We start from the raw sequence: 12997 nt of genomic DNA, 5'->3' as shown, positions 1-12997 counted from the left end.
CCGCCCGGAAGGGCGGTCAGATCTCGGCGAGGCGGGCCGCGACCGCGGCGACGTGTGCGTCGGACTCGGTGAGCGCGACCCGGACGTGCCGGCCGGCGGTGGGGCCGTAGAAGACGCCGGCGGCGACCAGGATGCCCCGTCGGGCCAGCCAGTCGACCGTCTCCCAGCAGTCCTCGTCGCGGGTGAGCCAGAGGTAGAGACCGGCCTCCGAGTGCTCGACCGTGAACCCGGCGCCGGTGAACGCGGCCGTCAGCACCTCACGGCGGGCCCGGTAACGCTCCCGCTGCTCGTCGGCGTGTCGCTCGTCCCGCAGGGCGGCCACCATCGCCGCCTGCACCGGGGCGGGCACGATCATGCCGGCGTGCTTGCGGACCTTCAGCAGCTCGGCCACGAGCGCCGGGTCGCCGGCCACGAACCCGGCCCGGTAGCCGGCCAGGTTGGACCGCTTGGACAGCGAGTGCACGGCGAGCACCCCGTCGTACGAGCCGCCGCAGACCTGCGGGGACAGCACCGACACCGGCTCGGCCGACCAGCCCAGCGGCAGGTAGCACTCGTCGCTGGCGACGACCGCACCCCGTTCCCGGGCCCAGTCGACCACCTTGCGCAGGTGCGCCGCGGGCAGCACCCGACCCGTCGGGTTGCCCGGCGAGTTGACCCAGACCAGGCGTACCCGGGAGGTCGGCCCGACCGCGGTGAGCGAGTCGGCGCGGACGACCGTGGCGCCGGCCAGCCGCGCCCCGTCCTCGTACGTGGGGTACGCGACCGACGGCACGACGACCACGTCACCGGGGCCGATGCCGAGCAGCGTCGGCAGCCAGGCCACCAGCTCCTTCGAGCCGATTGTCGGCAGCACACCGAGACCGTCGACGCCGGCGCCGCAGGCACGGGCGACCCAGGCGGCGATCGCGTCGCGCAGCACCGGGGTGCCGGCGGTCAGCGGATAGCCGGGAGCGTCGGACGCGTCAGCGAGCGCCTGGCGGATCACCTCGGGCACCGGGTCGACAGGCGTACCCATGGAGAGGTTGATCAGGCCCCCCGGATGCGCCGCGGCCAGAGCGGCCGCGGCGTCCAGGGAGTCCCAGGTGAACTCGGGCAGCCGCGACGAGACCGGCGCGGACCGGGTCAGTGGCCCTCGCCGCGCGGCGGCTGCGCGGCGACGAAGGTCGCGTCCTTCTCGACCTTGCCGATCTTCGAGGCGCCCCCGGGCGAGCCCAGGTCCTCGAAGAACTCGTAGTTGGCGCCGGTGTAGTCCTTCCACTGCTCGGGGACGTCGTCCTCGTAGAAGATCGCCTCCACCGGGCAGACGGGCTCACAGGCACCACAGTCGACGCACTCGTCGGGGTGGATGTAGAGCATCCGGTTGCCCTCGTAAATGCAGTCGACCGGGCACTCCTCGATGCATGCCTTGTCGAGCACATCCACGCACGGCTCGGCGATGATGTAGGTCACCGGTCTTCTCCTCCGCAAGACACGCCGCGATCACCGCGACGGTAAGAGCCTAGTATCTCGCCGGGGAGGGGGTCGATCGTGCTCCGACAGCAGGATGTGGGCCACCGAATCGTGGTCCGCCGGATTGTGGGGATTCGCGAAGGCCGCCCGCTGTTCTCCGACGCCCTCGGCGAGCTGGTGGAGCTGAGCGAGACTCATCTCACGTTGGCCACGGCGCAGGGTCCGCTACGGGTTCCGGTGGCGCAGGTGCACCGGGCCAAACGGGTACCGCCGACCCGCCGGCCGACCGCCGCCGCCGTGATGGCGCTGGAACGCGCCGCCGACGAGGCCTGGCCGGCGCCCACCCGCGGCCGCCTCGGCGACTGGCTGCTGAGATCGGCCGAGGGCTGGACCGGACGCGCCAACTCGGCGTTGCCGGTAGGCGATCCGGACCGCCCGCTGCCGGCCGCCGTGGACGCGGTCGAGCGCTGGTACGCCGAGCAGGGCCAGCCTGCGATGATCAACACACCGCTGCCGCTCGCCGCGCCCGTCGGCGCCGAACTGGACGACCGGGGCTGGGGCAGCCGCCCGCCCACACTGGTGCAGACCGTGCCCCTGCCCCTACCCGAGCCCACGGGCACCGGCGTGGCCGTCGAGCTGGCCACGGTGCCGAGCGAGGAGTGGCTGGCCGTCGCCGCCGGCCGCAAGGGCGGCCTCCCGGACGCCGCCCGGCACGTGCTCACCGCGGTCGAGCAGGTCCGCTTCGCCCACGTGTACGCCGACGGCACGCTTGTGGCCACCGGCCGTGGCACGGTGACCGGTGACGGCCGCTGGCTCGGGCTCAGCCTGATCGAGGTGGTGCCCGCCGCCCGCCGGCAGGGGTTGGCCCGGCGGGTGATCCACGCGTTGGCCGACTGGGGCGTGTCCGCCGGCGCCACCCACGCCTTCCTCCAGGTGGAACAGCGCAACACGGCGGCGGTGGCGCTCTACCGCACCCTCGGCTTCACCACCCACCACACCTACCTGACCCGCGTCGCCCCCTGACCCATCCCGGCCCCACCCCCTCACCACGCCGATCTTGCACTTTCTGCCGTGACAGAAGGGGTGCAGAGCACCAAATCGGCGCGCACAGTGCGAGATCGGCGCGAGGGGAGAGCGGGGCCGGGCGGGGTCAGCGGCGGACCACTCGGCGCGGCTTGGCGGCCTTGACTTCGGCGTACCGCTTGAGCTGCTGCGACCGGTAGTCCCGGCCGAGCGCGGTGAGCACCAGGTACCCGATCAGGATTCCCGCACCCGTGGCGAGCAGGTAGAGCCAGATCTGGGCGAAGAACGTGCCCGCGCCGGCGCCGAACGGGTTGTCGCCGACCAGCAGCGGCCCGACCAGGACGGTCAGCGCCATGGCGATCCCCACCACCAGGGCCAGGTCGGCCAACCAGGCGGACAGTGGCCGGCGGCTGCCCCAGCGGAAGGCGACCACGGCCAGGATCAGTCCGATCACCACGAACATCGCCAGCGACACCCGGTCGGCGGCGGTGTCGTCACCGTCGAAGCCGAGTTTGATGATCAGCCGGGCGGCCACGTTCGCCGCGAACAACGCTCCCGTGAGCACCCCGACGTCACGCCACCGTCTGTCCATCGCACGACCTCCTGCCGTACGCCCCATCGCGGGGCCGCATCCCTGGCAGGAATATCTACCACCCGCACCTGTGTGGCGTCATCAGCCGAGCAGGGTGGGCGGTGGGGTGAGGATCTGCCGGAAACCCATCACCGCGAAGGTCATCGCGCCGGCCACGATCATGGCCAGGCCTACCCAGTTGTCCCCGGCCAGCAGCAGGTCGCCCTCGGAGGTCCGGATGGCGGCCACCGCCATCAGGGCGAACCACGGCACGGCCGGCAGCGCCACCGCCCACCGCCGGCCCACCGCCTCGTGCGCGAACCAGCTCAGCACGATGTTGGCGCCGACGGCGAGCAGCACCGACACGCCGATCAGCTGACCGCCGACGCGGACCGTGGCGAGCAGCAGCTCCAGCACCCCGGTCAGCACACCTGCCACCACGACGACCACCGCACCGGCAACCCGCAGACCCAGGTCCAGCAGACGCGGGGGCGGCCCCGCCTCCGGCGGGGTGCCCTGGTCCTGCACGACCGACATCGGCGCGGCGGGCAGGGTCACCGGAGGCCGGCTGCCGCGACCGGGCGGCGGTCGGTGGCGGATTCGTCGGGAAGCCCGGCGAACAGGTCATCCTCCCAGCCGTACGGGCCGGAGCCCGGTCCCTTCGCACCGACCGCCAGGGTGAAGAACTCCACGCCCATGAACTCGCCGCCGAAGTTGCCGGCGATCGAGTAGAGCCAGGAGGTGGCCGGGATCTGGGTGGCGTGCGCCCGCATCGCGGCCTCCTTGGCGGTGTGCTGGTCGGTGCCGTCGATCCGGGCGGCGATCTCGGCGTCCGGGGTGCCGAAGGGCAGCTCGGCGAGGTCGCGGATGCCGGCGAACGGGTTGTCCGAGGATTCGGCGAAGTGCTCCAGGCCGGCCTCCAGCACGCTGAGCGGCATGGCCGTCCAGTAGACCTTGGCCGGGGCGCAACCCTCGACTGCGGCCAGCTCGACCGCGCGCATCGCCACCCGGTGCGCCTGGATGTGGTCGGGGTGGCCGTAGAAACCGTTGGGGTCGTACGTGACAAGCACCTGTGGGCGTACCTCCCGCATGATCTCCACCAGGTGCCCGGCGGCCTCGTCGAGGTCGGCCTGCCAGAAGGCGCGGGGATGCTCGTTTGTGGCGAGCCCCATCATCCCCGAGTCGCGGTAGCGGCCCGCACCGCCGAGGAAGCGGTGGTCGCTGACGCCGAGCGCCGCGCAGGCGGCGGCCAGCTCGCCGATCCGGTACCCGCCGAGCTGGTCCGCCTCGGCGGCGGCGAGCTGGGCCAGCGCCGGTACGTGGATCTCGCCCTCCTCGCCGAGGGTGCAGGTCACGAGCGTCACGTGCGCGCCGGTGGCGGCGTAGTGGGCCATCGTCGAGCCGGTGCCGATGGACTCGTCGTCCGGGTGCGCGTGGACCAGCAGCAGGCGGCGGTCGGGCAGCGTCGTCACGACGGTCACTCTAACCGGCGGTTCGGCCCTGCCGGCGCTGACGCGTCCGCCCAGGTCGGCCACATCACCCTCGCCACCGCTCTACGATTTGGCGGTGGACTTCCCGGAGCTGGCCGCCCGTACCCGCCGGTTCACCCACGGTGCGCCGCGCGCCGTCGCCGTGGCGGAGGACGGCTCCCGGGTGATCTTCCTGCGTTCCGCCGGTCCGGAGGATCCGGCGGACGCGCTGTGGCAGCTGCACGTGGCCACCGGCGAGGAGCAGCTGGTGGCGGACCCGGCGACCCTGCTGGACGGGGGCGGCGATCCCCGGGCGCTCTCCCCCGGCGAACGCGCGTTACGCGAACGGCTGCGGCTCAACGCCGGGGGCATCGGGTCGTACGCGCTCGACGCCGCCGGCCGGGTGGCGGTGTTCGCGCTGGCCGGGCGGCTCTTCCGGGCCGACCTGGTGCACGGCGACGTGGTGGAGGTGGCAGCCGTCGGCCCGGTGCTCGACCCCCGTCCGGACCCGACCGGGCAACGACTGGCGTACGTGACGGACGCGGCCGAGGGTGTCCGCCGGGGCGAGCTGCGGGTGATCGAGGCCGACGGCACCGACACCCTGCTGGCCGGCGAGGACGCCGGGGTGAGCTGGGGCCTGGCCGAGCACATCGCGGCGGAGGAGTTCGGCAGGTACCGGGGCTACTGGTGGGCGCCGGACGGGCGCATGGTGCTCGCCGCCCGGGTGGACGAGTCCCGGCTGGAACGGTGGCACCTGCACGACCCGGCCGACCCGGCGAGCCCTCCGACCGCTGTGGCGTACCCCCGGGCGGGCGGGCCGAACGCGGAGGTCAGCCTGCACCTGCTCGATCTGGACGACGGCTGGGTCGACGTGCACTGGGACCGCGAGACGTACCCGTACCTGACCGGGGTGAGCTGGGGCGAGGGCAGCCCGCTGATCACTGTGCTGCGCCGGTCGCAGCAGCACGGGCTGGTGCTCGCCGTGGACCCGCGTACCGGTGAGACGCAGGTGCACGCCGAGCTTGCCGATCCGCGGTGGGTCGAGCCGATCGCCGGTACCCCGGCGCACCTGCCGGACGGTCGGGTGCTGGTCGGCGGGGAGCTGGCCCACGACGGGTACGACGCGCGGTGCCTCTTCGCCGACGGCACCCTGCTCACACCGCCGTCGCTGTACGTACGGCGGGTGGTCGGTCGACTGCCGGCCAACTCCGGCCCGGCGGACCTGCTGGTCGAGGCGAGCGACGGCGAGCCGAGCGAGCGGCACCTGTTCCGGGTACGCACCACCATCGGCGGCGGGGTGGACGCCCGCCGGATCACCACCGACTCGGGCTGGCACACCGCCGCCGTGGGCGGGGACGTGCTGGTCATCGGGGTCGCCTCGCTGGACCACGCCGGCGTGCGGTGGACGGTGCGGCGCGGCGACCGGGAGGTGGCCGAGCTGCGGTCGCTGGCGGCGACCCCTCCGTACTCGCCGCTGCCGCTTCTCGAGCGGGTCACCGACCGGCGGTTGCCGGCGGCGGTGCTGTACCCGGACAACCACGTCACGGGCCGGCGACTGCCTGTGCTGCTGGACATCTACGGCGGGCCGGGCCACCAGGAGGTGGTGACCGCCCGCGCGGCCTGGCTGGAGCGGCAGTGGTGGGCCGACGCCGGGTTCGCGGTGGTCACCATCGACAACCGGGGTACGCCGGGAGTGGCCCCGTCGTTCGAGAAGGCGATCCACAGGCGGGTCGCCGACGTGATCCTCACCGACCAGATCGACGCGCTTACCGCGCTCGCCGGCAAGCATCCCGACCTGGACCTGGACCGGGTGGGGGTGCGCGGCTGGTCGTTCGGCGGATGGCTGGCCGGGTTGGCGGTGCTCCGGCACCCGGAGCTGTTCAGGTGCGGCATCGCCGGCGCCCCGGTGACCGACTGGGCGCTGTACGACACCGCGTACACCGAGCGTTATCTCGGCCTGCCGGAGGACGGCATGGACGTGTACGCGCACCACTCGCTGATCGAGCTGGCCGCCGAACCGGTCACCGGCCCGGATCAGGCCCGCCCGCTGCTGCTGGTGCACGGGATGGCCGACGACAACGTGGTGGCCGCGCACACGCTGCGGCTCTCGGCGGCGCTGCTGAGCACCGGCCGCCCGCACGCGGTGCTGCCGCTGACCGGGGCCACCCACATGGCCGCGAACGGCACCGCCGAACGTCTGCTCCCCCTGGAACTGGACTTCCTGCGTACGCACCTGGGGTGAGCGGCACCGGGCCCTCCATCGAAAGGGCGCCAGGAATCCAGCCAGGGCTTTGAGCGCGCGCGAACGCTCAGGTCGACGCGCTCAGGGGCGTGCGTCGTACCGGGTCCGGGCTTCGAAGACGCGGTCCATGTGCGTCTCGGCCCAGTTCTTGATCGCGATCATGACCGGGAACAGTTCGTGGCCGAGTGGGGTGAGTTCGTAGTCGACGCGGACCGGTACCGAGGCGGTGACCGTGCGGGTGACCAGGCCGTCGCGTTCCAGGGTGCGCAGGGTCTGGGTGAGCATCTTCTGGCTGACGCCGGCGACACGTCGGGCGAGTTCGCCGTGCCGCTGTGGGCCGTCGACGAGCGCTGGGATCACCAACGCGACCCACTTGTCGGTGAGCCTGCTCAGCAGCTCACGGGTCGGGCACTGGTCCAGGAACGCGTCGTAGTCGCGTTTGGACTGCTCACGGCGTTGAGCCGCACTCGTCGTCGCCATACTGTCTCCTCCGGGTGCCCTAGGCACTTTAAGGTACCTACTTACCGACAGTGCCGACCAGTCGTACGGTCGTGGTGATCACGAAATCCCACGAAGGAGACGACGATGCGCGCAGTCAGCTATGCGGAGTTCGGGGGACCTGAGGTCCTGCACGTGGCCGAGGTGCCGGTGCCCGAGCCCGGGCCGGGACAGGTCCGGGTGCGGGTCGCGGCGTCGGTCGTCCATCCGGTCGACCTGATGGTCCGCTCCGGTCGGTTCCCCGCCCCGTTGCCGACCGGTCTGCCGTACACGCCCGGCTGGGACGTTGCCGGCAGCGTCGACGCGGTCGGCCCGTCGGTCGAGGAGTTCACGATCGGCGACGAGGTCATCGGCTTCTCGCCATGGCTGCAGACCACCGTCGGCGCCCACGCCGAGTACGTGGTCCTCGACGCCGCCTGGCTGACCTCCGCGCCCGCCGGCGTCCCCGCCACCGAGGCGGCGACCCTGCCGGCCAATGGCCTCGCCGCCGCCCAGGCCCTCGACCTGCTCGCGCTCCCCGCGGGTTCGACAGTGCTCGTCACAGGTGCCGCCGGACAGGTAGGCGGGTTCGTTCTGGCGCTGGCCCGGGCGACCGGTCTGCACGCCACGGGACTCGCCGGGCCGGACGACAGTGAGTTCGTCGAGTCGCTGGGCGCGGCGTTCCTGTCGCGCGCCGACGATCCGACGGGGAAGTTCGACGCGGTCATCGACCTGGCGGTGATCGGCTCCTCGCTGCTGGACGTCGTCCGGGACGGCGGCGGCTACGTGGCCGCGTCGCCCCCGCTTCGCCCGGAACCGGTGCGGGGAATCCGGACCTTCGCGCTGGAGGTGCTACCGGACGGATCCCGGCTGAGCGAACTGGTCACACTCGTCACCAGCGGCGACATCTCCCTCCGGGTAGCCGACGTGTACCCCTTCGCCGACGCGGCGGCAGCCCACGACCGGCTGGCCCGAGGCGGCGTACGCGGTGGCGTGGTGCTCGTCCCCTGACGGTCCCACAGTTCGGCGGGTACAACACGTCGCCGGCACAGTCCTTCACTCACCGGCCGTGCGGTCGTACGCCCGGCCGCCGCTAGCATCGTCGGCATGGCGACGCGGCTCGTGCAGATCAACATGAAGGCTCACAACGACGCCGCGCTCGGCGGTTTCTGGGCGCAGGTGCTCGGCTGGGAGGTGTCCAGCGAGGGGCCGGGCGTGACGAATCTCGAACCCGAGGGTTTCGTCTACCCCGACCCCGTCGCCGTCTGCATCGACCTGGTCGCCTACCCGGACGACCCGAAGACGGTCAAGAACCGGGTGCACGTGGACCTAGCCACCACCTCGGCGGCCCATCACGCGGAACTGCTCACGCGTCTGAGGGATCTCGGCGCGACCCCCGCCGACGTGGGGCAGGGCGATGTCCCGTGGACGGTCATGGCCGACCCGGAGGGCAACGAGTTCTGCGTGCTGGACTGGCACGATGCGGTCCGGGACACCGGTCCGATCGCCTCGGTGGTGGTCGACTGCGCGGATCCGCGAGCCATGGCCCGTTTCTGGGGCGAGGCCACGGACTGGACTGTGCACAAGGTGACCGACGACAGCGCGGTGCTGCGCTCCGCCACGAACGTCGGCCCGTATCTTCAGTTCCTCCGTACGCCCGACCCGAAGACGGTGTGGAACCGCGTACACCTCGATGTGCGTCCGTATCCGGACGACGACCCGAAGGCGGAGGCGGCGCGGCTGGAGTCGCTCGGCGCGACAGTCCTCGACCTGGGCCCCGATGTCCACTGGACGGTTCTTGCCGACCCGGAGGGCAACGAGTTCTGCCTCCTCTCCCCGGCCTGACCCGGGATCTCACGTCACGCCGGCTCGATGGGCAGCCACAGTTCGCAGGTCGCGGTGCTGAAGTCCTCCGCGCGGTCGAGGATGGCGACCATCGAGGGGCCGGGTCGCAGCCGCCACGGGTTGGACGGGAACCACTCGCTCGCGGTCGCGGCCCAGGTCGCCTGGAGCGCCTGCGGGTGCGGCCCGGAGGTGCGGAAGACGGCCCACTGGCCGGCCGGCACCTCGATGGCGTCCAGGTCGTCGGGGACCGGCGTGTCCCGGGAGACCGCGACCCCGTGCAGGTAGGTCAGTTCGCTGCCCTCGGTGGCCTCGGCGTCGACGTCGTCGCTGACCTGTAGCAGTCCGCCGGGTTCGGTGTCGCTGAGGGCCTTGAGCCGGGCGTGCTCCTGTGGGGGCAGTCCGGCGATGTGCTGCTGGATGTGCGGGTTGACGCCCCGGTGGATGAGCGGGACCCGGGCGGCGTGTCCGACGAGCCGGAACGCGGGGCGGTCGACGATACGGGTGTCCATGGGGGTGCTCCCTTCGACGGTCAGGCGGAACCTGAGCTGCGGTTGTGTGCGAAGGGGGCCTCCGTCGCGGCGTACGCCACCGGGGCTGGCGCCGTGGACGGCCCGGAACGCCCGTCCGAACGCCTCGGTCGAGCCGTATCCGTGCCGGACGGCGATGTCGAGCAGATCGTCCTCGCCCCGAACGACGTCGGCGGCGGCGACTGTCATGCGGCGTCGGCGCACGTACTCGGACAGCGTCATCCCGGCCAACGACGAGAACATCCGGCGCAGGTGGTACTCGGTGGTGCCGAGCGCCCTGGCCACTTCGTTCACGTCGAACTCCTCCGTGAGGTGCTCTTCGAGCTGGTCGACGAGCTGGTTGAGCGCCGCGATCACGAGGCCTCCCTTCGACGTCAAGCCTGGCCGAAGGACCCTGCCCCGCACCCGACCGTAGCGGTCCGATCCGATCAGGTCCCCGGGCTGCCGAACGACGACAGGGGTCCCCTCCCGACGGCGTTGTCGGGAGGGGACCCCTGTCTGTCTGCGGTGTGCCTTACGGCTTGACGTGCGCGTTGACGAACGACGGGTAGCCGAAGACGCTGGAGATGAAGATCCCGCCGGCCTTGGACCCGTGCACGTTGTAGGCCACGTCGACGTACATCGGCACGACCGGCGCGTGCTCCTTCATGATCCGCTCGTCGAGCTTGGCCCACTCCGGGCCCTGCTCGGCCGGGGCCAGCGCCAGGATGCGATCCATCTCGGCGTTGACTGCCGGGTCGTTGAAGTAGGACTGGTTGCTGTTGCCCTCGGCCTTGATGGTGCGGCCGTCGTAGAGCACAGGCAGGATCGAGGCTCCGCTCGGCCAGTCCGCCGCCCAGTTACCGATGTACAGGTCCCAGGGGTTGTTCTTCTTCTTGATCTCGTCGAGCTTCGCGTCGTCCGAGATGTTCCGGACGGTGATCTTGAAGCCGGCCCGCTCCAGGTTGGCCTTGAGCTGGGCACCCTGCTGCTGCTCGGTCGTGTTGTCGGCGACACCGAGGACCAGCTCCGGCGTCTTGCCGCCGAGCAGTTCCTTGGCCTTGGCGACGTCGCCGTTCGCCCCGGCCGGGTACGCCTCGTACGCCTTGTAGCCGATCGTGGCCGGCGGCATCAGCGTGGTCAGCGGCGCGGCGACGGTCTGCCCGCCGAGCGCCTTGATCATGCCTTCGCGGTCGATGGCGTAGTTGAGCGCCTGGCGCACCTTCAGGTCGGTGACCCGCTGGTTGTTGATGACGAGCTGGTTGGCGCTGGGGGTCGGCGAGAGGATGCTGCGGGACTTGAGCGAGGCATCCCCGGCCACCTTGGCGACGAGCGAGGCGGGCACGGCGTTGAAGGCGAGCGCGCTCTGGTCGGCGCCGTTGTCGGCGATCACCCGGTTGTTGGCGGCGTCCGCGGTCGGGCCGAAGGTCCACACGAACTGGTCCGGGTACTGGTGCCGGACCGGGTCGGTGTTCGGGTCCCAGTTGGGGTTGCGCTCCAGGGTGATCTGCACGCCTACCTGGTTCTTGGCGACCCGGTACGGGCCGGACGAGAACGGCTGCTTGTCCACGTTGATGCCTGTGTCCTTGTCCGCGGGCAGCGGCGCGGTGGTCGGCAGCGAGACCGCGAACGGCAGGTCACAGCGGGGCTTGGCGAACTCGAAGCGCAGCGTCTTGGCGTCCGGCGTGCTCAGGCCCGGCGGAAGCGACGTCTTGTTCTTCTTGAAGTCCCACTTGGTGTCGAACTGCGCGGTGTCGGCCAGCCACTCCTGGATGTAGGTCGGGCCGCCGGAGAGGTCCGGGTCGAAGGACCTGGCGATGCCGTACGCGATCTCCTTGGAGGTGATCGGCCGGCCGTCCTCGAACTTCACCCCGTCCTTGATGGTGAATTCCCAGACCTTGCAGTCGTTGTTGACGTTCTTGCCCGGAGTCTCGGCCAGGTCGCCGACGAGGACCAGGCCGCCCTTGCCGTCGTCCTTCCAGGTGGTCAGGTAGCGGGACCAGAGCGGGTTGGCCATCAGACCGGCGAACGAGTACGTCCGCTGCGGGTCGAGGTGGGAGATCGGCGTCTCCCGGATGACGGTGAAGGTGCCGCCCTTCTGCGCCCCGCTCACCTCCGCGGCCGGGCCCTGCGAGTCCTTGGGGTCGGTCGCGATGACCCCGGTCTGCTGCCGCTCGGTGTCCACGGTGGTGCCCTCGCCCGTGTTCTTCGAGCACGCACCCAATGCCACCACCAGAGCGATCGCGCCGCCTGCGGCAGCCACCACGCGTGGTCTCATGAAGTACCCCCTTCACCCATGTGCCGTGCGGTTCGTCGGGGCGAGAACCGCCGACGTCCCGAGGATCGTAAGGAAGAAAACCTACGAGTTGTGTAACAGTTGTCGATAAATTTCGCCATCGACAGGTGTGCCGGCCACCCGGCGGATCAGCGCAGCCGCACCCGTGGGTCGATGGCCGCGTAGAGCAGGTCCACCAGCACGTTCGCCAACACCACGAAGACGGCGGCGATCAGCACCGTGGCCATGATCGTGGGTAGGTCACCCGAGCGCACGGCGTCCACCGCCGTACGCCCCAACCCCTGGATGCCGAACGTCGTCTCGGTGATCACCGTGCCACCGAGCGCCCCGCCCACGTCCAGACCGGCGATGGTCACCACCGGGGTGATCGCCGCGCGCAGCGCGTGCCGCCCGTACACCTTGGGTTTGGCCAGGCCCTTGGCCCGCGCGGTGCGGACGAAGTCTTCGGACAGCGTCTCCAACATCTGCGCCCGGGACAGCCGGGCGTAGATGGCCGAGAAGAGGAAGGCCAGCGCCACCCAGGCGAGCACCAGCCCGCTCGCCCACTTCGCCGGGTTGTCGAAGATCGAGGTGTAGCTGGGCACCGGAAGCAGCCGCAGGTTGTAGACGAACACCATCAGCAGCACCGCGCCGACGAAGTAGAGCTGCAACGAGGCGCCGGTAAGCGAGAAACCGATGGCCGCGCGGTCCAGCCAGGTGCCCCGGCGCAGCGCGGAGACCATGCCGAGGCCCACCCCGAGCAGCAGCCAGAGGATCGCCGCCGGGATGACGATGCTCAGCGTCACCGGCAGCACCCGGGCGATGGTGTCCGAGACGGCCTCGTTCGTGACGTACGACCAGCCCAGGCACGGCGCGTCGCACCTACCGCCCTGGGCGCTGCCCAGGTCGCGTCCGGTGACGATGCCCTTCATGTAGCCGGCGTACTGGCTGATCAGCGGGTCGTTCAGGCCCAGGTCGTCGCGGACCCGCTCCAGCCGCTCCGGGTTGCAGTTCTTCGAGCAGATGCTGGTGACCGGGTCACGTGGCAGGGCGAAGAACATCAGGAACGTCAACACGCTCACCGCGAACAGGGTCAGCGTGGCGGAGAAGAGTCGCTTGAGCAGAAATCGCGCCATGATT

At 71.3% G+C, this 12997-nt stretch carries 13 protein-coding genes; 4 read left to right on the top strand and 9 right to left on the bottom strand.

The features are described 5' to 3' along the window. Window positions 1-16 precede the first annotated feature (16 nt). A complete protein-coding gene (gene dapC, locus ACZ6N8_RS20170; protein ID WP_466012170.1) occupies window positions 17-1126 on the bottom strand; it encodes a succinyldiaminopimelate transaminase in 1110 nt (369 codons plus the stop codon). Beyond that, window positions 1123-1449 carry a ferredoxin gene (gene fdxA, locus ACZ6N8_RS20165; protein WP_007464872.1) on the bottom strand — a complete coding sequence of 109 codons (327 nt, stop codon included), beginning with the start codon at window positions 1447-1449 and terminating at the stop codon, window positions 1123-1125. Before fdxA ends, dapC begins: the two co-directional genes overlap by 4 nt. A 78-nt stretch (window positions 1450-1527) precedes the next feature. Here fdxA and ACZ6N8_RS20160 point away from each other — a divergent pair, with 78 nt between their 5' ends. Next, window positions 1528-2472 carry a GNAT family N-acetyltransferase gene (locus ACZ6N8_RS20160; protein WP_466011857.1) on the top strand — a complete coding sequence of 315 codons (945 nt, stop codon included), beginning with the start codon at window positions 1528-1530 and terminating at the stop codon, window positions 2470-2472. A 127-nt stretch (window positions 2473-2599) separates the two neighbouring features. Here the strand turns inward: ACZ6N8_RS20160 and ACZ6N8_RS20155 are convergent, their stop codons facing one another. From ACZ6N8_RS20155 to mshB, 3 genes are all read right to left on the bottom strand, one after another. After that, window positions 2600-3064 carry a hypothetical protein gene (locus tag ACZ6N8_RS20155; protein ID WP_466011855.1) on the bottom strand — a complete coding sequence of 155 codons (465 nt, stop codon included), beginning with the start codon at window positions 3062-3064 and terminating at the stop codon, window positions 2600-2602. A gap of 81 nt (window positions 3065-3145) precedes the next feature. After that, window positions 3146-3580, bottom strand: coding sequence for a hypothetical protein (locus tag ACZ6N8_RS20150; protein WP_364375644.1), 435 nt, complete (start codon window positions 3578-3580; stop codon window positions 3146-3148). Window positions 3581-3597: 17 nt separating this feature from the next. Next, on the bottom strand, window positions 3598-4524 hold the full coding sequence (gene mshB / locus ACZ6N8_RS20145) for an N-acetyl-1-D-myo-inositol-2-amino-2-deoxy-alpha-D-glucopyranoside deacetylase (RefSeq protein ID WP_364375164.1): 927 nt from the start codon (window positions 4522-4524) through the stop codon (window positions 3598-3600). A gap of 85 nt (window positions 4525-4609) precedes the next feature. Here mshB and ACZ6N8_RS20140 point away from each other — a divergent pair, with 85 nt between their 5' ends. After that, a complete protein-coding gene (locus ACZ6N8_RS20140; RefSeq protein WP_466011853.1) occupies window positions 4610-6754 on the top strand; it encodes a S9 family peptidase in 2145 nt (714 codons plus the stop codon). A gap of 81 nt (window positions 6755-6835) precedes the next feature. Here ACZ6N8_RS20140 and ACZ6N8_RS20135 read toward each other — a convergent pair whose 3' ends face one another. Next, the gene (locus ACZ6N8_RS20135; RefSeq protein ID WP_466011851.1) at window positions 6836-7234 is read right to left on the bottom strand and encodes a winged helix-turn-helix transcriptional regulator; all 399 of its coding nucleotides are present in this window, start codon (window positions 7232-7234) and stop codon (window positions 6836-6838) included. 105 nt (window positions 7235-7339) lie between these two features. Between ACZ6N8_RS20135 and ACZ6N8_RS20130 the strand changes: the two genes are divergently transcribed. Next, a complete protein-coding gene (locus ACZ6N8_RS20130) occupies window positions 7340-8242 on the top strand; it encodes an NADP-dependent oxidoreductase (RefSeq protein ID WP_466011849.1) in 903 nt (300 codons plus the stop codon). 96 nt (window positions 8243-8338) lie between these two features. Continuing rightward, window positions 8339-9076: a VOC family protein gene (locus tag ACZ6N8_RS20125; protein ID WP_466011847.1), complete on the top strand. Its 738-nt coding sequence runs from the start codon at window positions 8339-8341 to the stop codon at window positions 9074-9076. Between the two features lie 14 nt (window positions 9077-9090). On the opposite strand, the gene ACZ6N8_RS20120 is transcribed toward ACZ6N8_RS20125, so the two are convergent. The 3 genes from ACZ6N8_RS20120 to ACZ6N8_RS20110 all read right to left on the bottom strand — a co-directional run bounded on the left by ACZ6N8_RS20120 (window position 9091) and on the right by ACZ6N8_RS20110 (window position 12993). After that, entirely contained in the window at window positions 9091-9960 is an 870-nt protein-coding gene (locus ACZ6N8_RS20120) for an AraC family transcriptional regulator (protein WP_466011845.1), read from the bottom strand. Window positions 9961-10117: 157 nt separating this feature from the next. Next, window positions 10118-11860, bottom strand: coding sequence for an ABC transporter substrate-binding protein (locus tag ACZ6N8_RS20115; RefSeq protein ID WP_466011843.1), 1743 nt, complete (start codon window positions 11858-11860; stop codon window positions 10118-10120). A gap of 146 nt (window positions 11861-12006) precedes the next feature. After that, a complete protein-coding gene (locus ACZ6N8_RS20110; RefSeq protein WP_466011842.1) occupies window positions 12007-12993 on the bottom strand; it encodes an ABC transporter permease in 987 nt (328 codons plus the stop codon). Between the last annotated feature and the right edge of the window lie 4 nt (window positions 12994-12997).

This window comes from Micromonospora sp. NPDC047521, from assembly GCF_055587305.1.
Note: the sequence above shows the minus strand (reverse complement) of the source record. Positions and strands in the feature narration are given on the sequence as shown.

Bases quoted from the DNA above. Each gene is read 5' to 3' on its own strand.
- ACZ6N8_RS20150 (WP_364375644.1), bottom strand. From the start codon at position 3,580: ATGTCGGTCGTGCAGGACCAGGGCACCCCGCCGGAGGCGGGGCCGCCC.
- ACZ6N8_RS20125 (WP_466011847.1), top strand. From the start codon at position 8,339: ATGGCGACGCGGCTCGTGCAGATCAACATGAAGGCTCACAACGACGCC.
- ACZ6N8_RS20130 (WP_466011849.1), top strand. From the start codon at position 7,340: ATGCGCGCAGTCAGCTATGCGGAGTTCGGGGGACCTGAGGTCCTGCAC.
- ACZ6N8_RS20155 (WP_466011855.1), bottom strand. From the start codon at position 3,064: ATGGACAGACGGTGGCGTGACGTCGGGGTGCTCACGGGAGCGTTGTTC.
- ACZ6N8_RS20115 (WP_466011843.1), bottom strand. From the start codon at position 11,860: ATGAGACCACGCGTGGTGGCTGCCGCAGGCGGCGCGATCGCTCTGGTG.
- ACZ6N8_RS20110 (WP_466011842.1), bottom strand. From the start codon at position 12,993: ATGGCGCGATTTCTGCTCAAGCGACTCTTCTCCGCCACGCTGACCCTG.
- ACZ6N8_RS20135 (WP_466011851.1), bottom strand. From the start codon at position 7,234: ATGGCGACGACGAGTGCGGCTCAACGCCGTGAGCAGTCCAAACGCGAC.